36 protein-coding genes are annotated in these 24,394 nt (G+C 33.2%); 31 read left to right on the top strand and 5 right to left on the bottom strand.

The genetic code is table 11. The features are described 5' to 3' along the window. The 13 genes from ABE65_RS17790 (at position 1) to ABE65_RS17730 (ending at position 7,128) form a co-directional block, all read left to right on the top strand. A complete protein-coding gene (locus ABE65_RS17790; protein WP_066397882.1) occupies positions 1-339 on the top strand; it encodes a hypothetical protein in 339 nt (112 codons plus the stop codon). A 145-nt stretch (positions 340-484) separates the two neighbouring features. Further along, positions 485-940 (top strand): hypothetical protein, encoded by a 456-nt coding sequence (locus ABE65_RS17785; RefSeq protein WP_066397878.1) that lies wholly within the window; start codon positions 485-487, stop codon positions 938-940. Positions 941-1,075: 135 nt separating this feature from the next. Then, complete coding sequence (locus ABE65_RS17780; RefSeq protein ID WP_066397877.1) at positions 1,076-1,336, top strand: hypothetical protein; 261 nt, start codon at positions 1,076-1,078, stop codon at positions 1,334-1,336. Between the two features lie 102 nt (positions 1,337-1,438). Continuing rightward, positions 1,439-1,906 carry an SMI1/KNR4 family protein gene (locus ABE65_RS17775; RefSeq protein ID WP_066397866.1) on the top strand — a complete coding sequence of 156 codons (468 nt, stop codon included), beginning with the start codon at positions 1,439-1,441 and terminating at the stop codon, positions 1,904-1,906. 272 nt (positions 1,907-2,178) lie between these two features. Continuing rightward, positions 2,179-2,760, top strand: a complete 582-nt coding sequence (locus ABE65_RS17770; RefSeq protein ID WP_082861488.1) for a DUF4879 domain-containing protein — start codon at positions 2,179-2,181, stop codon at positions 2,758-2,760. 13 nt (positions 2,761-2,773) lie between these two features. After that, positions 2,774-3,283, top strand: a complete 510-nt coding sequence (locus tag ABE65_RS17765; protein WP_156499202.1) for a hypothetical protein — start codon at positions 2,774-2,776, stop codon at positions 3,281-3,283. 302 nt (positions 3,284-3,585) lie between these two features. Next, positions 3,586-3,831 (top strand): hypothetical protein, encoded by a 246-nt coding sequence (locus ABE65_RS17760; protein WP_066397862.1) that lies wholly within the window; start codon positions 3,586-3,588, stop codon positions 3,829-3,831. 55 nt (positions 3,832-3,886) lie between these two features. Beyond that, positions 3,887-4,438, top strand: a complete 552-nt coding sequence (locus ABE65_RS17755) for a hypothetical protein (protein WP_066397860.1) — start codon at positions 3,887-3,889, stop codon at positions 4,436-4,438. Positions 4,439-4,564: 126 nt separating this feature from the next. Continuing rightward, complete coding sequence (locus tag ABE65_RS17750; protein ID WP_066397858.1) at positions 4,565-5,323, top strand: DUF2711 family protein; 759 nt, start codon at positions 4,565-4,567, stop codon at positions 5,321-5,323. Between the two features lie 81 nt (positions 5,324-5,404). Then, on the top strand, positions 5,405-5,689 hold the full coding sequence (locus ABE65_RS17745) for a hypothetical protein (protein WP_066397856.1): 285 nt from the start codon (positions 5,405-5,407) through the stop codon (positions 5,687-5,689). Positions 5,690-5,845: 156 nt separating this feature from the next. Next, positions 5,846-6,103, top strand: coding sequence for an AAA family ATPase (locus ABE65_RS17740; RefSeq protein WP_197480318.1), 258 nt, complete (start codon positions 5,846-5,848; stop codon positions 6,101-6,103). Between the two features lie 315 nt (positions 6,104-6,418). After that, positions 6,419-6,616 (top strand): hypothetical protein, encoded by a 198-nt coding sequence (locus tag ABE65_RS17735; protein WP_066397854.1) that lies wholly within the window; start codon positions 6,419-6,421, stop codon positions 6,614-6,616. Continuing rightward, complete coding sequence (locus ABE65_RS17730; protein WP_066397852.1) at positions 6,613-7,128, top strand: hypothetical protein; 516 nt, start codon at positions 6,613-6,615, stop codon at positions 7,126-7,128. Before ABE65_RS17735 ends, ABE65_RS17730 begins: the two co-directional genes overlap by 4 nt. Positions 7,129-7,584: 456 nt before the next feature. On the opposite strand, the gene ABE65_RS17720 is transcribed toward ABE65_RS17730, so the two are convergent. Next, positions 7,585-8,109: a DUF3916 domain-containing protein gene (locus ABE65_RS17720; protein ID WP_066397849.1), complete on the bottom strand. Its 525-nt coding sequence runs from the start codon at positions 8,107-8,109 to the stop codon at positions 7,585-7,587. Between the two features lie 91 nt (positions 8,110-8,200). Between ABE65_RS17720 and ABE65_RS21620 the strand changes: the two genes are divergently transcribed. From ABE65_RS21620 to ABE65_RS17625, 18 genes are all read left to right on the top strand, one after another. Beyond that, positions 8,201-8,956, top strand: coding sequence for a hypothetical protein (locus ABE65_RS21620; protein WP_082861487.1), 756 nt, complete (start codon positions 8,201-8,203; stop codon positions 8,954-8,956). A 123-nt stretch (positions 8,957-9,079) separates the two neighbouring features. Then, positions 9,080-9,649: a hypothetical protein gene (locus ABE65_RS17710; protein ID WP_066397847.1), complete on the top strand. Its 570-nt coding sequence runs from the start codon at positions 9,080-9,082 to the stop codon at positions 9,647-9,649. A gap of 80 nt (positions 9,650-9,729) precedes the next feature. Continuing rightward, positions 9,730-10,008: a hypothetical protein gene (locus tag ABE65_RS17705; protein WP_066397845.1), complete on the top strand. Its 279-nt coding sequence runs from the start codon at positions 9,730-9,732 to the stop codon at positions 10,006-10,008. A gap of 137 nt (positions 10,009-10,145) precedes the next feature. Beyond that, a complete protein-coding gene (locus tag ABE65_RS22245) occupies positions 10,146-10,781 on the top strand; it encodes a hypothetical protein (protein WP_231887820.1) in 636 nt (211 codons plus the stop codon). A gap of 359 nt (positions 10,782-11,140) precedes the next feature. Continuing rightward, positions 11,141-11,524: a hypothetical protein gene (locus tag ABE65_RS17690; RefSeq protein ID WP_066397842.1), complete on the top strand. Its 384-nt coding sequence runs from the start codon at positions 11,141-11,143 to the stop codon at positions 11,522-11,524. A gap of 154 nt (positions 11,525-11,678) precedes the next feature. Further along, a complete protein-coding gene (locus ABE65_RS17685; protein WP_066397836.1) occupies positions 11,679-12,035 on the top strand; it encodes a helix-turn-helix domain-containing protein in 357 nt (118 codons plus the stop codon). 143 nt (positions 12,036-12,178) lie between these two features. Further along, positions 12,179-12,541 carry a histidine kinase gene (locus tag ABE65_RS17680; protein ID WP_066397835.1) on the top strand — a complete coding sequence of 121 codons (363 nt, stop codon included), beginning with the start codon at positions 12,179-12,181 and terminating at the stop codon, positions 12,539-12,541. A gap of 254 nt (positions 12,542-12,795) precedes the next feature. Next, positions 12,796-13,140, top strand: coding sequence for a hypothetical protein (locus ABE65_RS17675; protein WP_066397833.1), 345 nt, complete (start codon positions 12,796-12,798; stop codon positions 13,138-13,140). Between the two features lie 196 nt (positions 13,141-13,336). Next, on the top strand, positions 13,337-13,897 hold the full coding sequence (locus ABE65_RS17670; protein WP_066397825.1) for a class I SAM-dependent methyltransferase: 561 nt from the start codon (positions 13,337-13,339) through the stop codon (positions 13,895-13,897). 429 nt (positions 13,898-14,326) lie between these two features. Then, the gene (locus ABE65_RS17665; RefSeq protein WP_066397824.1) at positions 14,327-14,803 is read left to right on the top strand and encodes a hypothetical protein; all 477 of its coding nucleotides are present in this window, start codon (positions 14,327-14,329) and stop codon (positions 14,801-14,803) included. A 223-nt stretch (positions 14,804-15,026) separates the two neighbouring features. Next, positions 15,027-16,196: an FAD-dependent monooxygenase gene (locus ABE65_RS17660; protein ID WP_231887819.1), complete on the top strand. Its 1,170-nt coding sequence runs from the start codon at positions 15,027-15,029 to the stop codon at positions 16,194-16,196. A gap of 260 nt (positions 16,197-16,456) precedes the next feature. Then, positions 16,457-17,038, top strand: coding sequence for a histidine phosphatase family protein (locus ABE65_RS17655; RefSeq protein WP_066397820.1), 582 nt, complete (start codon positions 16,457-16,459; stop codon positions 17,036-17,038). 23 nt (positions 17,039-17,061) lie between these two features. Then, entirely contained in the window at positions 17,062-17,565 is a 504-nt protein-coding gene (locus ABE65_RS17650; RefSeq protein ID WP_066397814.1) for an NUDIX domain-containing protein, read from the top strand. A 178-nt stretch (positions 17,566-17,743) separates the two neighbouring features. After that, complete coding sequence (locus ABE65_RS17645; protein ID WP_066397812.1) at positions 17,744-18,109, top strand: DUF2089 domain-containing protein; 366 nt, start codon at positions 17,744-17,746, stop codon at positions 18,107-18,109. A gap of 12 nt (positions 18,110-18,121) precedes the next feature. Then, positions 18,122-18,523, top strand: a complete 402-nt coding sequence (locus ABE65_RS17640) for an SHOCT-like domain-containing protein (protein WP_066397810.1) — start codon at positions 18,122-18,124, stop codon at positions 18,521-18,523. A gap of 11 nt (positions 18,524-18,534) precedes the next feature. Then, positions 18,535-18,816, top strand: coding sequence for a hypothetical protein (locus tag ABE65_RS17635; protein ID WP_066397809.1), 282 nt, complete (start codon positions 18,535-18,537; stop codon positions 18,814-18,816). Positions 18,817-19,055: 239 nt separating this feature from the next. Further along, positions 19,056-19,763: a DNA alkylation repair protein gene (locus ABE65_RS17630; RefSeq protein WP_066397806.1), complete on the top strand. Its 708-nt coding sequence runs from the start codon at positions 19,056-19,058 to the stop codon at positions 19,761-19,763. 64 nt (positions 19,764-19,827) lie between these two features. Beyond that, positions 19,828-20,196 (top strand): hypothetical protein, encoded by a 369-nt coding sequence (locus tag ABE65_RS17625; protein WP_066397803.1) that lies wholly within the window; start codon positions 19,828-19,830, stop codon positions 20,194-20,196. A 106-nt stretch (positions 20,197-20,302) separates the two neighbouring features. Here ABE65_RS17625 and ABE65_RS17620 read toward each other — a convergent pair whose 3' ends face one another. The 4 genes from ABE65_RS17620 to ABE65_RS17605 form a co-directional block, all read right to left on the bottom strand. Next, on the bottom strand, positions 20,303-20,977 hold the full coding sequence (locus tag ABE65_RS17620) for an ABC transporter ATP-binding protein (RefSeq protein ID WP_066397800.1): 675 nt from the start codon (positions 20,975-20,977) through the stop codon (positions 20,303-20,305). Position 20,978: 1 nt separating this feature from the next. After that, complete coding sequence (locus tag ABE65_RS17615) at positions 20,979-22,013, bottom strand: ABC transporter permease (protein ID WP_066397797.1); 1,035 nt, start codon at positions 22,011-22,013, stop codon at positions 20,979-20,981. A gap of 167 nt (positions 22,014-22,180) precedes the next feature. Next, entirely contained in the window at positions 22,181-23,560 is a 1,380-nt protein-coding gene (locus ABE65_RS17610) for a sensor histidine kinase (RefSeq protein ID WP_066397788.1), read from the bottom strand. Beyond that, positions 23,557-24,237, bottom strand: coding sequence for a response regulator transcription factor (locus ABE65_RS17605; protein WP_066397781.1), 681 nt, complete (start codon positions 24,235-24,237; stop codon positions 23,557-23,559). Before ABE65_RS17605 ends, ABE65_RS17610 begins: the two co-directional genes overlap by 4 nt. Positions 24,238-24,394: the final 157 nt, after the last annotated feature.

Here is a 24,394-nt window from a genome sequence, read left to right as displayed (position 1 = left end):
GTGAAAAATTATAAAACCGAATTTATTTTAGGACTAACAGGTGGGATATTAGGGATATTAATTAGTGGATTTCTAGTCTTAGTGTTTTTTACTGATCCAATTTTTAGTGAGTATGTTACGTTAATCCTTCCTGGATCAATATTTATTTTACTTATTCAAATTTTTGCAGTTATATTCTCTTTTCAAATCTACAAGCTAAGTAGATATAAATACGGGGTTACTATGATTGTTATTGGTATCATTTCCATATTCCTTACATCTTTCATTTTAATTATTCCTGCTATCCTATACATTGCTTCTGGAATTCGTATCCTTAAATTAAAGAACAAAGATAATTAATGTACTAAACTAAGAAAAGACCCACTTGATGTTGTGGGTCTTTTCCGGGTGCATTTCTACAAGAAGGAGAATGCTCTATTTTATTGAATAAAGGGAGAACTGGTGTATTTGATAGTATCTAAATAAATTAAGGTTTGGGTGAGTTATGGAATTTAAGTATCAGTTGTCGGGAAGAGGTTGGGCAAGCGGTATTATTAAAGTCAATAATAAAGAATTCAATTTTATAGCAAGTTATCTTACAGATTCACTAAGGGATCTCCTAAAGTCATTAATAACAATTACTCCTGGCTGTGTACCTTACCATATAAATGAAAGTACTTTTAATATGGAGGAAGAACCTGAAAGATTAGTTTGGAAATTTGAGAAGCAAAATGACCGAGATGTATTAATAACAATAATAAAAGTAAGTGGGATTGAAAGAAGTATTGTATTTAAAGAACAATGTTTATTAAGTGATTTTATAAAGGCTGTTGTAAATTCAATTAGCAAATTATTAAAGAAGCATGGTATAGAGGGATACCGTGAAAATTGGGTGAACCATGATTTCCCCATGAATGAATATCAAAGACTTTATGATTACATGAGTAAGAAAGCTAAATGAATTATTTAGCATTCGGGTGCGTTGATCCAAGAAGGATTAACGCCTAACGCCTTTATTATGGAAGCAGATTGTTGAGTAAGTTTAAACTATTGGGAACATGTATTGATTTTTTTAATTTAATGGGAGATGAAGTATTTGAAAGAAGATAATATAAGGATTTATCTTAATATGATTTTAGGGACAATTGGAACCATACTCATTTCTTTAGGATTAATAAGATATCTAGGAACAGAAAGTGATATAAAGGATTATATTGGGGCTTTTCTAGGATTTACGTTAATGTTAGGGTACATTGATTACTTAGAAAAAAAGGCTGGAATAAGCAGGAAACTGACGTGGATCAGAGCTTTGGTTTCAATTGTTTTTATATTTATTTCATACTTCATTTATTACTAAAAACTTCTTCCAATCGGGTGCATTTCTCCAAGAAGGAGATCTGCACTTTTAAATTGAATTTAAGGACAGTTTAATAGAAAAGATTAATGGGGGAGAGAAAAAATGTTAATTAATAAAGCGTTTGAAATTATCGAGGATCATCCAGATGATGCAGATTTTATTGGTGAAATTAAAGAACAAATAATTGATTCTGCTGAATCAGAATTAAATGTAAAATTCCCGATGAGTTATAGACTTTTTTTGAAAAAGTATGGTCTTGGAGATATCTTTGGAGAAGAAATTTATGGTTTGGGTGTTGAAGAAAATGGAGTTCCAAGTATGACCTGGATTACAAAACAATTTAGACAAGAGGAAGGATTACCAAATCATTTAATATGCTTTTACTCCACAGGTTATGATGGCGTGTATTTTTGTTTAGATTGTTCGAATGTACAGAATCAATATGATGATAATGCTAAGGTTGTTTCTTTTGTCAGTGGATTACCGATAGAAGAACAAAAATTTGAAGTTGAAGCAGGAAGCTTTGGCGAATTTTTACTAAATACATTGCAAGAGTCAATGGAGGATTGATTGACTAATATAAAAGAATTGTTTTTCAGCAATCGGGTGCATTTCTTCAAGAAGTGCACCTTCTTAATGTTTAAATTATTCAGACTTCTGTAGTGAGTCAACTTAGCAAAGAGATAAAAGTCATAGCTAAAGGAGTAAAAATTCCCATATAGATTTGTATATAATGGGTCATAAGAATGAAATTATGCATCCAACTACTTTTTCCCTAAAAAATGTAATTTAAGGGTCGATATACTGAATGAATAAAAATTGGATTTAGGAGGATATCTTACATGAAGACACTACTTAGTTTTGCAATTGTAACAGCACTCTCTTTGCCACTTTTAATAGGAGGAGGACAAGCGTTTGCTGCCTCAAATGACTTGAATTTAAAAATGGAGTCATTTAAAGAGGAAACCTTAAAGTCATTAAAAACAAAACATTCTAAGGCACAGTTTGTTGATCTTACTCCCGAAGAATATGAACATCAAAAAATAGTAGAAAATCTTTTCAGTGTGCAAGCATCTGCTCCAGCATTAACATCCTTAGAAGTCTATGCTGCAATATCAGCTAATTATCCAAACTATGAATATTTTACGCCAAATCAGCTAATGTCTAATGAAGATCACGGTGGATCTGAGATGTACATTGTCACAGAAGAATTAGGTTATGGGAACTCACAATTTGCAAAACTCAATGGGAACTTATTAACAGAACTACAAAGACAATATATTGATTATGATGCAGATACAATTATTGATGGATGGTATATTTGGTGGGATGCTAGTAGTTATGAGAATGGGACATTTACCTATCAAAATACTTCGATGAACTCACCCTGGAATAAAATGAATGATTCTATAAATATTAAGTAATTTGGGGGACAATATGATGGGCTTAAGCGTTACCTCTACACAGCCAAATTTATGGTATTCAAAGGAAGCATCACGAACTATCTCTAATCAGGTTACTGTAATAGATAACCTTTCTAACAAAAGTGAAGAAATACAAGCCACTTCTTCTTTAAAAAGTAAATCTACAAATATATGGGAAGATCTTTCATCAAAGTATGATATTCGTAACGCGACATTTGAAGAGATAAAAGAAATTTCGAGTGCTTTATATCAAGCAGGAGAAGTGTCGATAAAGGACATTTCACTACTTACTTTTGATTTTGACAAAGCAACCAATAATATTAAACGACTAGATAGACAAGGTGTTATGAATGGAGTATCACCTGATTTTAATCTTTATGAAACGAAAGCAAACGAAAAAGGTCAAAGAGACTGGATAAAAGAGATTTCTGCAAAAGCTTCTAAAGACTTTGGTTATGGAAACTTAATTGGTTATCATAACAATTTGAAGACTTTAGATATTTTAAAAAAGCTAGAAAGATAGTGTGATAATTAGGAGCTAAAAGTGACGCATGAACAGTTTGTATTCATGCGTCACTTTTTATGTTAAAAACACCACAAGTTTTAGCAAGAAGACAATAACTATTGTCCCGCTTGCGAATTGGGTTGCGAATTTACTTGTCCATTGAGGGGTTATTTTTAGCGAAAATGGATTAAAAGGCGATTAAATCAAATATATAAATAAATAAATAAATAAGGTTAAAAACGTACTGGAATTATTACACAAACGAGGATTGTTGAATAAAGGGTGGAAAAAAACACGCAATTAGTGTTGAGGTGATATTTTTGTGGGAAGCAGTTATTGTAGGATTATTTGGTGTTTTATTCTTTGTTTTAGGAATTAGGCATAACAAAAGATTTCATCAAGAAGAAGGTATAGGTACTGGGATAAATGATTCATTGATACTATCATTATTAATGGAAGTCTTATTTTGGATATTTGATAAGCTGCCATATTGGGTTGCTAAAACCTTATATTTTTCAATAGCTACTGTTTTGTTTGTTTGGAGTTATAAATTATTTATTTCTTAAAATCTTATTAAACAATAGGGTGCATTTCTTCAAGAAGGAGATATGCACTTTTTTATTGAACTTATTAAAAAAAACGTGCAGTGCAGGATTGTGGAATAAAGACGTTGATGTACAGCTTAATACTAAGTCAAAGGGAGTGAAAGCCATGGTGAAATATATAGCAGAAAATTGTTTTGACAGTATCATATGGGAATCTAGATATATAGAAAAATTCCATGTTGCAGCTAACAACCTTTACTTAACATTGGAAGGCTTGGTAATAACGAAGGAACATCCATTGAATCCGTATGATACAGAGTGGGAAACAAATGAAGTTAAGTTGGTTTTTTATAATTTTGAAATCTTAGAATCTGGATATTATGATTGTTCACACGTACAAAAACAGATAAGAGACTTTGATGCAGACTGTACTTATTCCAAACTTCCACTCGAACAGTTAATCAGCGATTTTACAATTGTTACAGAAGATATAAAAGAAAAAAATGATATATCTATTGAACAGACATTTGAGGGATTCCCCCTAAATCTTGGAGACGATACTTGGGGCTATTTTAAACTTCGGTATAATCGTATGGAAATGTTATGGGATTCTTTTCAAGAAGCGTAAAAATACATCTTTATTCAACAATCGGGTGCTTTAAGAGAAAAGATATTTTATTGTTCTTATTGAAGAAACGTCTAGGATAAGGAATAAGAATAGCAAATTTATATTAGGCCAGAGGTGTTTTCTTTGTTGGATTACATAATGTTAGATACTCAGTCCACTATTCTTGATCAAATACCAGATAATTTTAGTTCAGCAGCCATTTTACTTCATCCCTTTGTAGAGATGCCGTCAGGTTGGACACAAAGTAAAAAAAATCAAAACCCATACAAACACATTTATCCGACTGATGAAGAAATCTTGAACAACGCTAAACCCGTTTTGTGGAAAACGGTTATGGATGAATGCGGTCTAGCTTCATTTGCAGAATTAGAGCTAGCATTATTGACATCCATCGGTGCTTTAAATGAAGACTATGCCAGATTAGATTTAGCTGATTCATTAAATTTGAATCTAAAGGAAGACCTTTATTTTCCAGATGAAGATAAAACATCTGTTTTTTTGTTAAATGGATTATTAGAAGTAATGAATTTTAATGAAGCAACCTTATTACATTACTCTGAGCCTATTTTTGATACTAGTGGCAGTTTGAAGTTAAACGATGTAAAACCAATAAAAATATGCGAATTGTCATCAGCAGAGTTGATGGTGACTACTAATAATATGGAATACGCATTTATGAGTATGTATGATGCCTTCAACACTTTGTTTCTGTCTAAACAAAAGAACATTGATGAAATAGTGGGGAAAATGAATTGGGAAGCTATCATCTGTGATCACCAAACATATATAGATTGGTTTCTTCAAAAAAGTAATGGCATTTCTTATTCCAAAATCAGGTGCATTTCTTTAAATAGAAATGTGCCTTTAATTTTGTTAAACATGTAAGACATAATTGATAAGGAAAATACAGTTGTTTGCGAGCATGCATTTCTTTATATTTAACTGGAATGGGAAACGGAGGCGGAAATGAGGGTAGCTGATGATGTATTTATAATATTGTTTCCGATTACAATAGTTCTAATATTTATTATAGGAGTTTGTTTATTAGGAAATGGAATTTACCTTATTTACAAAAAGGTTAATGAAGAGGAAGGACTACATAGGAAATTAGAGGGTTTAGTTTCAATTATTAACGGAATACTTGCAGATCCGTTTAGTAGAATATCAATAGTAATTCTACTAGGTGGCTTACTAACTCTATCTTCTTTATTTTTTATTTTAGATATGTTGGGATATATTGAAATAGAGTAGGGGAACCAATTTCAAAAGTTATTCAACAATCGGGTGGGTTGATCTAAGGAGGATTATCCCTTCTTTTGGTTGAACACTATTGTAGTAACGGTTCAGTTTATGACAGATAAACATACCTAATATAATGTGCTTATCAAGTTAGATGGAGGTCTGATCATGGGCATTAAGAATTATCTGATTGGAGGCGTTTCCGGTGCAGGCAAAACTACGGTCTGCAGTGAATTACAGCGGCGCGGCTACCATGCCATTCATGGTGACCGTGAATTGGCTTATCAAGGTGATCCGGAAACTGGTACCCCGACGAATGGCTCTAAACCCGAACACCACATTTGGCATGTAGATAAAGTAAAAGCTTTGGTCGCCAATCAGGATGAGGAATTAACATATCGGTTGGTGCGATGGCGTCAATTATAATCCCGTTTTTGGGAACACCTTCTTTCGTTTGATACAAGCGCGCACTTATTTCCCGTTCCTCTGGTCTGCCACCCACGTTGTTGACGAGATTATCCGTCAAATCGAAGAAAATATACACAAAAGACAGTAAACATACGTTTGCAAGAGCCAATATATCGGAGCACCTGGATACTATTCATTTTTGAAGAGGATGTTAAATTACGTAGGAAATACACTAGATATGCTATTGAATTGGAACTAATTTTAGGGGAAGTGTATCTGATTTGGGGAGAAGATTTTACCTATTAAAATACCAATCAAAAAAAGGAGAACTTCGTGCTTCACCTAACGCGTGCGTTGATCCAAGAAGGATTAACGCCTTTTTTATGGAACTTATTGAACAAACGAGCAGGATTATATGCGAAATTTATTGTACTTTTGAAAAAACGTAGCAAGTTTATTGAACAAGTTAATAAAATTATAAAAAGGCTGATTGTTTATCTAATAAAAGCCATCAAAGGGAAGATTATATGAAGAGAGATCTTATCAAGTGGCTCATCATATTTTTGTTTGTTATTAGTATTTTTTGGACTTATTTTTACGTTAGTAAAAATGGTGAATTTGAGAAGATAACTCACGTAACAGTTGGAAAAGAACTTCTTAACGAAAGAAAAGTTGTTTATTTAAGTTATCGTTTTAAGTGGGAAGGCATTGGTAATCCTACACTTAAAAAAGTAGAATTTATAAAAAAAGATGGAACAATTATTGCGAAAGTGGATGATCAAATTTTAATTAACTCATATATTAGTAAATTTGATTTCGGGACATATCATGAGGAAGATGCAATTAAAGAAGGGATAGTTAAAACATTAACTCCTGTAAAAGGTTTCAAACCAGACGATGAATTTTCATTAGCATTAAGAGTAGAATTAAACGATTATGAATGGAATAGTGATATCAGTTCAATAAGGATTACCTATAATAAATTTGGTCAATCTGTGTTTCAGAATATTTCTTTCGATGAGGGGTTAATAACGGAAGAATAATTGAATCAATGCTTTTGGTACATTCTTTTTTTGATTGTTTATCATACCTCTTTAACTAATTTAAAATCCAGGGCTATTCCACAATCGGGTGCGTTTCTTTAGAGTAAATGGATTTAGAAGAATTAAAAAAGTATCTTGAAATTGGACATGATATAGAATTTAAATTTAATAACGAAAAATACTCCATTACTCCTACAGGGACAGGGTTTTGTTTAACAAAGTTTTATAATCTAGATCATCAAGAATACGAACATTTTGATGAATTCATTAACAAAGTCACATTAAATAAATACAAATTAAAAGATATCCTTGATCAAATTAACGAGATATTTATTTATTAACAGTGTTAAAAATAGTTTTCAGTAAAGAGTTTTAACAATCGGGTGCATATCTCTACTAGATATGCACTTATTTTTGTTGGACCAAATAGTCGACTTAATACATATTTTGAATAACTTATTCTATATTTCCTACAAACCACATGGAGTCACCTATACATTCATCTTTTCCATTAAACCCCTTAACTTTTAATCCATTAGGGATAGTTACCCCCCATTCTGTTTGAAGAAACTGATCATCTTCTGATAACGAAAATTTCTTTAAGAATTCACCGTCATAATTTAAACCGTTATAAAAACTTTCTAATCCAGCTTTTGTGTAACCAATCATCACAAAAGGTTGATGCAAATCTGGTAAAGGAAGTAAACATATAATACGATATTCTTTCTCATTTTCCGATTTCAAATCATGTAATATCTTTACAAAGTTAATGATAAGTTGCATAATCTCTCTTTTATGTTTTTTATGAAATTTACTGTAGTCACCAAAGTCTTTACCTGTAGCAAAACTATATGCTCTATATCCTAAATAGTTTGGACTTTTGTCTGGGGGAACTGGTAGAGATTGTGACCATTCCGCAATATTATTCTTAATATTACGGAACTTTCTTCTCTTACCACGATTCTTCTTTTCCCTATCCATAAAATGTAACACCTCATTATTTTCAAATTTACATTTAAAATTTTAATAGTTTATTATAAAACTGTATACATCCTATAAAAGGAGCTTAATAATGGATCGATATGAACAGTACACAATGAGTGATATTTTCTATGGGAAAATCATTAGCATTCTAAAAAATGGTAAAAACTTTGAATTAATAATAGATCAATCAGAATACCTTGATTATCCATACTCTATTATGAAAGGTGAGTTTTTTTATTTTGAAGGGCTTATTTTGTCGCAAAATAAGGGTAAAACACTAATTGAAGATATTTTTGATATAGAAAATTTTATATTTCAGATTGAGTATGGGGAGCTTTTAAAAGATCAATTGATTCTTGAAGGAAAGTTAAATAAAAAATGGTCAAAGCTTTCACTTAATTTCGATGGAATTAAAGTTTATAACGAAAACAATAATGAGATTTCTCTATTTGATTTTTGGGTTTCAAGTGGATTAAATCAAACTGGTGTAGGTATTGATTTTTATTTGAAGGACTCATCTAGTAAGGAAGAAGATGAATATCACGTAAAGTTCAATGAAGAGCTGCATAGTTATTTGTTACATCAAGAAAGATACTGGATTGGTGTTATGAAGAGAGGACCTGAAGGTATATTCGATCTCCTTATTGGATTAGATCAATATGGATATAAGGAATTTACCAAAGAGGAAATTGTACAATTGGTAGATATCTGTGAAGCTATAAAAATTAAGTATAATGGCGATGTTTTGATACATCAACAAATCAGACACTTTGCTCAGGAACTTATAAAGCTTTGTGAGCAGGCTATTAAGCTTAATCGATTGCTAATGGCCTGTGGTGATTAAACTTTTTAAGGGCTAAAAATACTAGTTTAAACAGCTGTTATTTACAATTATTTACATAATTTATTCCGCAATCGGGTGCATTTCTGTAAGAAAAAATTTTAAAAAATAAACGAGGTTAATATTATGAAGAAATTAATTTTCTTTGCTCTAATTTCAATGCTATTAATTGGTTATTACATCTATTATTCTTCCTATCCTATTTCAAAGGGCTTAAATAATAAACAAATAACTAATTCAATCGAAGATTTTTATAATAATAATGAGGAATCAAAGATAAAAATTAATAAATTGGTAGAAGACACTTCATTCGGTAAACATGAGGAAAGGATCATCTTATTTACTACTAAGAATGATTTGCAAGGGTACACACAATTAGAAAAGAATATATTAGGTAGATATAAGATTAAATTTGTTGCCTTAAATAACTCAGAATTCGAGTACAATCATATCGAAACTTCTGATGGACCTTACTTTCTAATCTATGGAAGAAACAACAAAGATATTAATAGTATAAAAATTCCTATAAAATATTCACTTGATAATGAAAAGAAAATATACAATTTAGAAAATGAAATTAAAGTAAAACCAGAGAATGCTTATTATTTCTCAGTTAGATCCTTACCCAAGAAGGTTGAAAATTCCTACATGGACTCTAATGAATTTGCAAAACTAAATCCAACTTTATTTAAGTGAAACTTGTAATTTTTAGATGAATATTTATTTATTCAACAATCTAATGCAATTATTAAAATTACCTAATGGAGAAGTAGCATATGACTTTTGAGGATCAACCAACAAGTGAAGTAGTTATTACTAAATTACAATATGTATTAGAAAACAAATTTACAAGAGAAGAGTTTTATTTTTGGGCATATAAATGGGTTCAAAACTTTGATAAAAGAGATCAATTGACTAAAGAGGAAGATAAATTGCACGATTATCTTATTGAATTATTGGCAATAGATTTAGAAATTAAGAAAGATGTGTATTTTCACCCTAATGATGATATTAAGGATTGGATACAAAAAATAAATGATGGTGAATCATTTTGATTATGAATATTACTCCACAAATGGGTGTATTTCTCTAAGAAGGAGATCTGCACTTTTTTATTGAACTTATTAAAAAACGTACCAGGATTGTGAAAAAAAGAGTTTATTGCAATATTTTTAATTAGGATGTGTATATATTGGCTGTTGTAGGTATTTTAGGAATGACTCACGATGAAGAAATGCAGAAGAAGTATAACTATCCGCTGTCATTAGTAGAAGAATTGATAAAAGAATTCAAACCTGAAGTAATTTGCGGAGAAGTTCACCCATTGAGCTGGGAACTTTACTTAAATAATAGAGATCCTCGGGGCATTTTAGGAGAGACACAAATAGAATATCCAAATCTAATATTCCCTTTATGTAATGAAAAAAATATTGAGTTTGTTCCAGTAAATTGGTTCGAAGAGGATGTATTTGAAGAAGGTCCTTTTGATATGTACGATGCAGAATTAAAGAATCAGTTAGAGAACGAATTAAAACGGTGGAATGATAAGAAGCTATCAGTATGGAATGAAGGAAATATTCCTTTTAACTCATTCGAATATGATGCTATTACAAATGAAATATATGATTGGTTACATACAGTTAATCCTAATGTTCAAAATGTCATTTGGGATGCAAGGCACTATATTATGACGGCAAGGGTGAAGAATGCTGCTAAGAAGTATCCAGATAAAAGAATTCTTTGCATCCATGGAGCTGATCATAATTATTGGTATTATAAATCGCTGAAGGATGAAAGAGATATAGAATTAGTTTATCCATTAAGATAAATAAGATCTTCCGCGATCGGGTGCATTTCTTCAAAAAGAGATGGGCTCTTTTTTATTGAATTTAAAAGGTAAGATTAACGGATAGGTGAATTCTGAGGTGTGAATAGAATTACAAGGATTCATGGCGTACTTCTTCAAGAAGGAAAAGTGATCTTCATACTTGAACTTAGTAGAAAAGCTAAAGATATAATGATGATGTGGGGGGATTGTATTGGGATTAGGTATTACATGGTTTGACGTATTTCTAGCGTTCCTTTTTTTCCCTATCCTTGTTCCTAGTTTAGTGCTACTTTCTATTATTAAAATAGTCAAATGGGAGAAGGAACAAAAGCTTATCCATAAAAAAAGGTATGAACATTATGAAGAGAAAGCCAGGAAGAAAAAAACTTAAGGCGCTGCAAAGTAAAATCAGAAAGGAGCAAGTTATTTTGGCACTGGAATTAGTAACTTACGACACGAAAAAAAATATTATTTGTTATCTACCTATCAGCTATGGCTTTCATAATGCAATTTTCTTTAGAAATAACACAGGGAGAATCAATAAAGAAAATTACCCTTTTTTATTTAAACTCTATCACTACTATGGTAATTCAGTAGAATATTATGCAAGTCATATTGATCGCCTTATTGTTGAACTAAAAGATTATTGCAAGTTTGTAGAAGGTCATCAACAAAAGATGACATTGATTATAAAAAGAATATCGGATTCTCGTGTATGGAAAGTAGAAGTTGCAGGAGATTGAAATTATTTCATAATTGAGTGCATATAAGAAGTGCATTTTTATATTTTAACAATGTATAATGTAATAATATGGAAAAAACTTAGTTGAAATTGGAGGTGGAACAACTAGTTTTAACTTAACATTTATTACATAAAACAAATAAGGAGTTAAATAGATGAAGTCATTATTGCATTCACTAAGTGCAATTATTTTAGGTATTTCTCTTATAATAGCATCTTTAATATTAAGAGATGGCTTATCAGGTAATACAACTAAATCAAACGATTATTACTTTCAAAATGAAGAGACAGTTTCTACTCTTAATGTAATGACAGTTAAACAACTATCTGTATATCTTCAAATAAGTGAAGGTTCAATCGAAAGTATTATTTATAATGACGATAAAGATAAAGCTAATATGAGTAGTTATGAGACATATGCGTATATTCCTTACATAAAGCTAGATAATGAATACAGGTTCTTAAAAAAAGAGATAGATAAATGGTTAGAATACATAAATCATAATAATTAGTTATTCAACTATCGGGTGCATTTCTTCAAGAAAGAGAAGCGCTCTTTTCTTTAACTAATAAACAAAGAATCGCGCAGTTAAGTTGAACAAGGAGCTAGCCACTAAAAAAGGAAACAACCATTTTAACTGGAGCGGGAATTTATATGAATGACAAACAAAAGCTACTTTTTGATAATCTAAAGAATTTAAAGGATTATTGGGTAAAAACCTCGGTTGACAGCTTAAATCCCAATACGGATTTAATTTGGTCTGATAATGAAAATGAATATAAAATCCTTCAATCCAAGATAAAAACACAAGAAGAATTGGTTGCATTTGCGAAGATTCAGGATGAATTAATAAAAGGAGTAATTCATTCAATATTAGTTATGATTGATGGTGGAGATGAACTTGCAGATAATTATTTACTTGATTTAGTGGACAGGAAAACAAAAGAGTCACTATTACACGATATTGCTTTACACGAAGAATTTTATAATTATTTAGTTGATTGTGAAGAGGAATGACATATTTCCTTTCTATATAAAGATCGTTTAGTTAAAGAATGAAACAGAAAAAACACTCTCTTTACAAAGGATGGCTGCATTTAATTATTTTGTTTGCTTTAACTTCTTCTTTTGCAATAGCACGCCCTCTATGGTTTTTTCAATTCTAAAAATAAACGTAAATCGAGTCAACACATAACTCTTAGAATGAACAATTAAAGCTAATAAGATAACACGCATACTACTCCTAATGAAGAAGGAGCGGAGTATATATTATGAAAGAAAAGGATTTGCTTGAATTCTTAACATTTATTGCTGAGGAAGATGCCCAAATAAGCACAATTGTTGGTTTTTTCACTAATCAATTGGGTTATGATTTAAATCTTATAAAAGAAATAGTTAACTATGGGGTGAAGATGAATATATTGCATATAATCGACAATGAACAGGTCCATGAAAATTGTATCAGTGTACAGAGTGTGGATTTGAGCGAAATTGATTGGTCTATTTCAAATGTTAAAAACGAAATATATTATATTGATTTTGATTATTATAGAGAAAAATTATTTGTTTTTGACCCTAAGGTGCCTCAGGAGTTTATACGCTTTATTAAAGGATAATATAAGTAACCATACTATTAAAACGGTATTGATGCCGAAGAGTATTGACATAATCGTTAAAAGATATCTTCCACAAACGGGTGCAATTCTTCAAGAAGGGGAAGTGCTCTTTTTATTGAATTTAAAAGGTAGACTGATTTTCATGGATAGGTGAATTCTGAGATTTATAGTCAACAACAACTTCGGGGTGAAACAATTGGTTACAAAACAAGAAGAACTTAAAGTAGTTATTGGAGCAGGGGAGTACAATAATAATCTAGGTTGGATACATACTCAGCAAGATGAACTTAATTTAATTGATATGGATACCTGGAATAAAAAATTTGATGAAAATTCTTTAACAGCTATTCTCGCCGAACACGTTTGGGAGCACCTTTCCTATGAAGAAGGGATTGGTGCAGCACAACTATGTTATAAGTTTTTAAAACCAAAAGGTTATATTCGTTGTGCAGTTCCTGATGGATATTTTCGAGACAAGGATTATCAAAACATAATAAAAGTAGGTGGACCTGGACCAATAGACCATCCTGCTTCAAGTCATAAAATAGTTTATAATTATAAAACTTTAACGAAAATATTTGAAGTTGCTGGGTATAAAGTAACTTTACTTGAATACTGTGATGAGGACGGTCAATTTCACTTTAATGAATGGGATGGTGAGGATGGTGTTATTTTTCGCTCCAAGAAGTTTGATCCTAGGAACCAAGGAGATAAACTAGCCTTTCCATCATTAATATTAGATGCAATAAAGTATTGAGTCGTACACTCAGAGCGTTTTATTTTTAAAATAACTATACCTATTGGAAAGTCTTCCTGTACTAGGTATTCCACAATCGGGTGCAATTCTTCAAGAAAGAGATGGGCTCTTTTTATTGATTAAAGAGCATGTTCATTGAAAAAAGAGTGATAAAATAAATCGTAAATTAGAAATATTTGAGGTGGCCATTATAAGTAAACAACAAATTTATGAGGAAATTAAAAGATATCCTCGATGAAATTAACGAGATATTTATATATTAATAGTTTTAAAAATAGTTTCCAGTAAAGAGTTTTTCAACAATCCGGTGCTATTAAACAATATCTAATTTCCAATAAAGCAGAGCGGCTTTAGGGAATGTTTTGGGAGAAAAGAAGAAATCATTTAAAGAAAAATTCTAAAGTTAGAACGGTGAGGGGAGGATTGTTTATGAAAATTAGTTATCATATATCAAGTTGTGAATGTGATTATAGAGATTATTTAAGAGTAAAAGATTACTCCTCGTTTTTTGGATGTGAATTTGATTTAAAAATCTCTGAAAGTTTAACTATAAATTCAGAACTACATAAGTCTTTTTTGATAGTATTTTTCAGAGAGTTAGAATACATATTTAAACGAAAAAAGAAAAAGAAAGATGATTGTGAGCTTCAAGCATTTGGTTGGTCCATAATTTATATAATCAAAATAGAAGGTAAGAAAATTTATATTAAAGAATATGATGAATACGATCGCAAAACTAAAAGTGTAAGTTATTTGGATAAACATGATTTTATGGAAGCCTTAAAAACATTTTTAGGTAAATACAAACGAGAAATAATATCTATCCAACCAGATGTAATACATTCTTCAGAATTTAAGGAGTTAGAAGAGCAATTTCAAAAAACATTAAAAACTGCATCTTTATAAATAATCTACATTTACACATATAATACTATTTTTATTCAACTATCGCGTGCTTTAATCCAAGAAGGATTAAAGCACTTTTGAATGAATTCTATTCAGTAAACTCCTTACCTGAAGAAGCTGAAGATTCCTACATGGACTCTAATGCATTTGAAATGTTAAATCCAAGAATCTTTGAGTATAAATATTTCTGGAGCTAAAAAAGTCATTATTAAGGATGATACATATGAAAATTTCAAGTACATACAATGTAATTGTAAACGGTGGTGGATTAGGAGGACTTTCAGTAGCAAATGCCTTGCAGCAGTTAGGAATCCAAGTTTCTGTTTATGAGAGAGCTACGGAACTTAAGGAAATGGGTGCAGGTATTGTTTTGGCTGCAAATGCTATTAAAGCATTAGATAAGTTAGGGTTAGGCGAAAAGGTTCGGAGTTTGGGTTCATCCGTTAAAAAAGCTGAAATACGGACCTGGGATGGAAAACTGTTGGTGGATTTACCCGTTCATAAACAAGCAGAGCAGTATGGGACATACAGTTATTTGATTCATCGAGCAGATCTACAAAACATTTTATATGAAAATCTTAATTCAGGTACTGTTTTTTTGGGAAGAAAACTTGTTAATAAAGAACAAGATACTTCAAAAGTTAGAGCAATATATGAGAAGAAGGAAGTCGTTGAAGGAGATCTACTCATTGGTGCTGATGGCGTCCACTCCAAAATAAGAAGTTTACTGATTGATTCGACACCTCTTCGGTATTCTGGATTTACTGCTTTTCGTGGTATAGCTAATTTTGAAGATGACCGTTTTCCACTTGAACAGGGTGGTGGTTTTGAAGCTTGGGGACATGGCAGAAGATTTGGATATTCTCATTTAGGCAAAGGTAGAATTTTTTGGTTTGCAGCAATAAATACGCCACTGGCAACACTTAAGAATTCAGAAAACAAAAAAATGACTGCTTTAGAGTATTTTAAAGGATGGTGGGGACCGATTGAAGCAGTAATTGAATCCACAGAGGAAACTAATATCATCACTCATGAAATTTTTGATAGGAAACCAATTAACTCCTGGAGCCAAGGTAGGACTGTACTACTTGGAGATGCAGCTCATCCAATGCTGCCTAATTTGGGACAAGGAGGAGCTCAGGCATTGGAAGATGCTCTGGTATTATCTCGTAGCTTGATAAAATATCCGGAAGACATTGAGCAAGCTTTAAGGGAATATGAAAGAATAAGAATTCCTCGAACTACGAAGGTTATAAGGGGTTCTAGAGCTATGGCGAGAATCATGCAACTTGAAAATCCGATCTCCATTCAAGTTAGGAATCTTTTATTGCGTACAATGCCAACCTCACTTCAAATGAAACGGTTAGAGTGGTTGGTTGGGTATGAAGTATAATAATTATCACCCAAAGGTTGTTAATACTATCGGCCCATATCCATTTAAAAATTTTTATGTAGGTGAACTAAATGAGCAATATTGATATTCTATCTAATGTTCTAATAATAGGTGCGGCTATATTTCTTGTTGTATTAATTAAAGTAATATCTTGTTTTTTCGATCGTAAGAAAATACCAAAATGGACAATCTATTACCTTTTTGCATATACTTTTCTATTATTTTTTATAAGTATAGTGTAGGTAAGATGGAGGAATCTCATGAGCACAATCGTATATATGGTAAGGCATGGTGACTCACCAAAAGAAGGCAATGAACGGACGAGAGGATTAACGGAAAAAGGGTATGAAGATGCTCGTCGTGTGGCTGAACTCTTAAGAGATAAGAAGATTGATGTTGTTGTATCAAGCCCTTACCTCCGTTCTATTTTAACGGTAGACAAGGTAGCTCTACATATAGGGAAAGAAGTATTGATTAGAGAGGATTTGAGAGAAAGAGTATTCTCTTCTAGTGAAAATAGATTAGAAGATCGTGATCTTGGTCCTCTATTAGAAAAATCCTTTGAAGACTTTAATTTCTCTCTTGTAGGTGGCGAATCAAATGCAGCTTGTCAAAAGAGGGCAGTACAAGTTTTAAAGGAACTCTTACATACGTATAAAGATAAAAATATGGTGATTGGAACTCATGGTGCCGTTATGACTTTGATGATGAATTACTTTGATTCCTCCTTTGACTTAGATTTTCTATACAGCACAACAAAACCCGATATCTATCGACTAGCGTTCAATGACGAGGAGTTAGTAACCGTTGAAAGAGTATGGGGCAAGGCTTTTGTAAAATGAATTGAAAACGGGGGATTAATGACGTGACATATCATATACGAGTAAGAGTGGGAGCGCTCATTATTGAAAATGATGAAATCTTATTAACGGAGTTTGATGATCCTTATCGGGGAGTTTTTTATGATTTCCCAGCTGGTGGAGCGGAGCCTCATGAATCTTTGATTGAAGCTGTAAAAAGGGAAGCTAGGGAAGAAGCCGATATTGATGTCGAGGTCGGTCCGTTAGCTTTTGTTTATGAGTATGCTCCCCATCTTAACGAAAATAAGTATGGCCATATTCACACGCTAGTCATGATGTTTGATTGTACATTAAAAAGTGGATCAACGCCCAGATTACCGGAAAAACCTGATCCGAATCAGACGGCTGTTAAGTGGGTTCCAATAACAGAGCTTGAAGATCTAGAGCTTTATGCGAACATTGGAAAACAAATTAATGATTATGCGAGTAAGAAGCGAAATATTGATTTACTTGAAGAATACAAGCTTCCAGATCAGAAATTTACACGTAATTACACGGAGACTTTCTAATTAGGGAGGTCTTTTTTATATGAGCTTTGATAATATTGATTTTTAAATTGAATATCAAACGAAAATAATCAATAAAATTAATTTATATATTAATAAATATTAATATTATAATAAAAAACATTCACATATTTAATTCAGAAGTGTATAATCTAATTAAATAATAAGAAAGGAGAATGAGATGGCTCACCCATTACTTACAAATTGTCCGGTTTGTTCAGAAACTTTAAAAATTACTAAACTTCACTGTTCGCATTGTCACACGACAATTGAGAACGAATTTGAACTATCTAAATTTGCTTCACTATCAAAAGAACAGCTTCATTTTGTGGAAGTCTTTCTTGTATGCAGAGGCAATATTAAAGAGGTAGAAAAAGAGCTAGGGATCTCGTATCCAACGGTTCGAGGCAAGCTGAACGACATTGCATCTTCATTAGGGTACGAATCTAAAAAGAAAAATGAGGTAGACGAGAAAAAGATCGTTACGATGCTTGAACGTGGAGAGATTTCTCCAGATGAAGCAATTAAAATGCTAAAGGAAGAATAGGGGGATTAGAAAATGAAAAGTGAGATCGAGAAAGTTTTAACGATGGTTCAAGAAGGTAAAATTGATACGGATAAAGGTTCAGAATTAATTCAGGTCTTACAAGAAAAAGAACTTGGTGCTGCTGTTAAGCCATTAAGCTATACATCTCATACATCTTCTAACTACAGCGACAAAACCTTGAAAATACGCGTTGTATCTGAAAGTGACAACGTGAATGTGAACCTTCCGATCAAGTTAGTAAAGGTTGTATTAGCAGCAGGTCACAACATTGCTCTAAAGATTCCCCAATCTGAACAATATGTAAAAGATATTGATATTAATCTGATACTTGAAGCCATTGAAAACGAACTGGATGGACAGATTGTTGATGTGAAATCAGCAAACGGGGATACCGTTTCAATTACGATTGAGTAGAGGTTGCTAAAATGTTACATGTAAATGTGAAAACCCAAGAGGCAAAATTCTCAATCCCTGTCCCTTATGTCCTCTTAAATATAGGGATATCCATTATCACTTCTAAGTTATTAATTCGACATGCAAACAAATGGTCAAAACCTCATCTAGATAAGAAAAACATAGCCTTCACCATTCCTTCCATAGATAAATCAGAACTGAAGAGTATTATTAAAGAGTTAAAAAAGCACAAAGGATTAGAGCTCGTTAATGTGAAATCACAAGATGGAACTGAAGTGATTGTGAGATTATAAAATGGTTAAAAACAGTTGAAAGTCTCCTCGTTTTGTAAAAGCATTCATATTCAGATAATTAGGTACAAAAATGAGTGCATTTCCGTCATGGAAAGAGCGCTCATTTTTTATGGTGCAAGTTGGTTGCTGGTAAAAGAGGAATATCTAAATCAGTCGAGAAGTGAAAGAAAAGGGTAGTGAATGATGAATTCATCTCACTAGTTGAACCTGAATTCCAACACAAAAAGGAAGTGTCATAGATGAATGTTGAAGAAGTGATGCAGGAACTTGAATCTCTAGGAAAAGAACGGACGAAGAAAATCTATCTCTCCAATGGCGCAAAAGAACCGGTGTTTGGTGTAGCTACTGGAGCTATGAAGCCGATAGCTAAAAAGATTAAAAGAAATCAACCATTGGCTGAAGAGCTTTACGCTACAGGGAATTACGATGCGATGTACTTTGCAGGAATCATCGCAGATCCGACAAGCATGACCGAAGATGATTTTGAGCGTTGGATTGCTGGTGCTTATTTTTATATGTTATCGGATTATGTGGTAGCGGTCACTCTAGCTGAAACTGACATTGCACAAAAGGTTGCTGACAAATGGATTGCAAGTGGTGAAGAGCTCAGGATGTCAGCGGGTTGGAGTTGTTACTGCTGGCTATTAGGAAATCGGCCAGACAGCGAATTTTCTACAACGAAGTTAGAAAAAATGCTGGAGGTTGTAAAAGACACCATTCATGATGCCCCTGCACGAACAAAGGCTTCGATGAATAATTTTGTTTATACAGTGGGTGTCTCATACATCCCATTACATGAACAAGCAGTTGAGACAGCAAAGGCTATAGGACCAGTAGAAATGAATCAGGACGAGAAAAAAACGAAGTATCTACTCGCTGCTGAAAATATTCAAAAAGCGATAGATCGAGGACAAGTTGGTTTCAAGCGGAAATATGTGAGGTGTTAGATTTTTATTACTAAAAAGGGACAGCGATGAATGAATCGTGAGAAGCTTGGGGAGCGTTGCTATTGTGAAGATTAGTCGAAAGAATATTTTCATTTTATCACTGTTGTTTTTTATTAGTTTTGTGATTTATGAGTTTTTATATGACCCGTTTCCTGTAAAGCAGGTGAATCATGTTCAAGTAATGAAGATGGTGGATCAAGCGGATGGGAATATGGTAAGAATTCCTTCTCATTATCAAGGGTACCAATGGTATATGTCTAAGAAGAAAAACGCTGACGAGAATATTGAACGGCATTTGAAAGAAAAAGGCTGGACACTAACGAAAAAGGAAGATCAATCATATTTTTTCGAAGGTGTGCAAGGAAATATTATTGTTAACAGCGATATCTGGAAAAAGAATTATACGATCTTTCGTTTTCCAGAAGGAATCTAGAAGAAAGTCTTATTTGTGTGCGAGTGATATTTTCCTCCTTCTCAAAAATACCCTCTAAACGTTTTAAGAGCTATGAACAAACAAATCCATAGCTCTCTAACTTCTTCTACACAATCAAACCATCGCTCATTTTAACTACATGGTCCACATAAGAAAGCATCTCTTCGTCATGAGTGACCATTAGAGTCGTAATGCTTAGCGTTTTCGTTAAGTCACGTAGAAGTGACATGATTTCTTTTGATTTCTTTGAATCCAGACTTGCCGTGGGTTCATCGGCAAATAGAACTTGGGGCTTATGAATAATCGCGCGTGCGATGGCGACGCGTTGTTTTTCTCCACCAGATAATGAAGCTGGATAAGCCTTTTTCCGATGAGATAATCCAACGCGTTCTATTATAAAATCGATTTCTTGTTGTCGATTTTCTTTCGTCATTTTCACTTCAGATACGTCCAGCATGAGGTCCAATTGCTCCTCAACGGTTAGAAAAGGGACAAGGTGTGCAAATTGAAAAACAAAACCGAATTTCTTGGCTCTGATGCTGCGCATTTCCTCTGCCGACATAGAAGTTAAATTATGTTCATCGAATAAAAGTTTTCCGTCAGATGCGGGCTGTAACCCTGCAGCGATGGTTAGCAGGGTACTCTTACCTGAACCTGATGGGCCGACTAACGCTGTAATTTCTCCCTTCTTAAGCGTCAGGTTCACTCCTTTTAAAACCTCTTCTTTCACGTCACCATTTCTAAATGTCTTCCTTAATTCTTCAATCGTAAAGATATCCATATTAAACCTCTCCTTGTTGTATGGCTTGTAAAGGTTCAACTTTTTTCATTTGTAATCCAGATAGAGTAGCTCCAATAAATCCAATCACGAGGAAGACGATCGACAATTGTAATGTGGTTTCGTTTGTTAACTGATAAGGCATATCTTCAGGTGCAATTTCTTTGAATAGCTGGCTACAAATAATAGAAAGAGTCAGAGATAGGATGGTGATGTATAGCATTTGTGTCCACATCATTTTAAACAGATCGCTCGTTTTAACTCCGATTGCTTTTAAGATTCCGTATAGTCCGATTTTCTGGACGTTCAACATATAGAAGAATATGGCGAACAGCATTCCACTGATTACGATCAGAAACCATACGATCATATTCAAAGACATTTGTTCGGCACTGTAACTTGGAATGGTGTTAAGAAAATCATTATTTGAAAATGATTGCAGCTCTTTGAAATTTTGTGTTTCATCCGCACCTGGTATGAAAAGAAGCTGCATCTCTTCAGAACGATACATGTTCTTGTAATCTTCAATATTCAGGTAAGCCACAGGAGCATGACTGAACTTTTTTTGGTCAACAAAATCCTTAACAACAAGCGTTTTATTAAATGGTTTATATGTTAAGGTGTCGCCAACGTCAATGCCTTCTTTCTCTAATGAGCGGTCCAAAACGATTTCTCCGGGAGCCACGGATTCAAATAATTTTGAATCGGTAGAGGCAACAAATGCAACACTCCGTTGTTTATCACTCTCATCGTTTAAAAAGCCCATCTGTATAGAGAATGCAACCGCATCTTTTTGTTTGCTAATCACTTGTTCTTGAATGCTCTTATCAATCCGTGAAAGGTTGTAATTTTCTTCAGCGTCACGATTTATATAAAACTGTCCGTTCGGCAAATCTTTAATTAAAGCAGCGTTATCTTGTGATAATCCATTGGCTAAACCAGAAATGATAAACGTCAATAAACTAACGAGAAAGATGATGGAACCTAATATGAAAAACTTCATTTTATTTTTTTTGATTTCTTTCCATGCGATGCTCATAACATCTCTCCTCCAATCATTTTACATTCTTAGTTTAGAATCCTTTTATGAACGGAGAATGAATAACACGTTACAAAATAGCGGGGAGGAGGGAAGAGGCGCATAAAAAACAGGCATCATCAATGAGTTCTTCATTGAGAATGCCTGGCAAATTTAAAATTAAGTAATTAATCGATAGGAAGCTCAACAGAAACCGTAGTTCCTTCGTTTTTCTTACTTTTTACAACCGTTTTTCCACCATGCAGTTTTACAATAGTAGCTACGATCGATAGACCAAGTCCGGTACCCTCAACTGTTTTCGACCGAGCCACATCTGCTCGATAAAAGCGGTCGAAGATTCTCTCTACTTCTTCTTCATTCATACCTATACCCGTATCTTTAAAGGTAATATAGATTGATTTCTCTCTTTTTTCAACAGATATTTCAATGCTTCCTTCATGGTTATTATACTTGATGGCATTTGTTAGAAGGTTGTCCCATACGTTGTTTAATAGAGAAGAATCTCCAAAAAATATGGTATCGGGTAAGGAGTAGCTGAGCATAATTTCTTTCTCATTGATCAACCATTGATAATTTCGAATCAGTTCTTTAATCTGTTGTGAAACATTGTACGGTTTTTTCTTTAAAATATCTTCGTTTCGATCCAGTGAGGCAAGAAGTAATAATTGCTTCGTTAAGTTCGAGAGTCTACTGATCTCACCATTTATAACAGAGATGTATTGGAGACGATCATTTGAACTCAATCCTTCTTTTTCTAACAGGTTGGTGTATCCTTTTATATTAGACAGTGGAGACTGGATATCATGAGAAATATTAGAGATGAATTCTTTTCGCATCTCATCTGACTGTTCTAGTTTTCGAGCCATCTGCTGAAAACTATGAGAGAGTACGCCAAGTTCATCACGACGTTTCGTATCGAGTTCAACAAAAAAGTTTCCATGTGAGAGTGACTTTGTTGCAGTGGTCAATTTAGAGATCGGTCTTACTAAATATTTTGTACTTACGATTACCATCAGTATGCTGAGCACGATCATTAGACCAAACAGCCAGCCGAAAAGCACATGCATCTCATTGAAGAGGAGTTTAATATCAGGTCGAATAAATAGAGCATACTTTTTCCCCTGATGTGTTAGAGGAACACCAATCGAATTACTTAGTTCGTTTGCAAAAAATCCCGTTACAAACGTTTGTTTTGGAAAATGAAGCATTCCATGATAGATCTCACCCTTTAGAACACGCTCTTTCGTTGCAGAGGGAAGTTCGGTATTACGAAATTTTGCACCGAAGAACGTTTCGTTTCCGGATCTCTCAACAAGGTAGATTTGATATCCGATCGTAGATAGGTTCTTCAAGTAATCATTTAGGTTGATAGTAGGGTGTTTTTCCACAAAGTAAGCCATCTCAAGGGCAATATCTGTATTTTTTTGATCGTTAGCTGGTTTTAATTTTTGCTGATAGTATGTATTGGAAGCAATAAAGGCTAAAACACCGCTTAAAAGCATGATCCCTATTGTTATCACGACAAATTTGGTATACAGCGACTTCATTTTTTAACCTCCAATAAATAACCCACTCCACGGACCGTTTTGATTTGAAAGTCATCAGTCAGTTTCGAAAACCGTTCTCTTAACCTCTTTACATGTACATCTACCGTGCGTTCGTCACCTTCATAATCCATACCCCAAATATGTTGGATGAGTTGATCCCGTGTGAAAGCCTGCATAGGATTAGAGATAAAAAAATAAAGCAGTTCAAATTCTTTCAGTGGTAATAGAATCGTTCGGTCGTTAATATGAACCTCATAGCTTTTTTTGTTTACGGTTGTATGTCCTATGCTAATCACGGATTCAACACCCTGGTTTTTATCGTAACGTCTTAATAGAGCTTTCATTCGAAAGAGTAATTCTTTCGCTTCGAATGGTTTTACTAGGTAATCATCTGTTCCTGATAGATAGCCTTGTTCTTTGTCTTCAATTTGGTTTTTGGAAGTTAGTAAGATAACAGGGATGTCGTATTTTTCTCGTATTTCTTTTGTTAAGGCAAACCCGTCCATATAGGGCATCATCACATCAACTACAGCGAGATGAAACCGTTTAAGGCGCAAGATGTCTAAAGCTTCTATTCCATCTTTAGCTTGAGAGACTTGATATCCAGCATCTTTAAGTTGATAGTGCAGAAGCTCCAGTATATTTTTATCGTCATCAACAATTAAAATATGTGTCACGAATGAATCCTCCTAAAGAAGAATGAAGTTCTGCCTCATTTTTCACTTTCAAATATGCTCTGGTATTAGCAACATTAGTCTATCCGAACTGGGTGAGATTCACAAATTTTTGCTTAAGTTCAACTACCGACTTTCAACAAAAAAAGCTAACCATAAG

The sequence above is a fragment of the Fictibacillus phosphorivorans genome (assembly GCF_001629705.1).
Lineage (GTDB): Bacteria > Bacillota > Bacilli > Bacillales > Fictibacillaceae > Fictibacillus > Fictibacillus phosphorivorans_A.
This window is presented reverse-complemented; position numbering and strand designations above follow the sequence as displayed.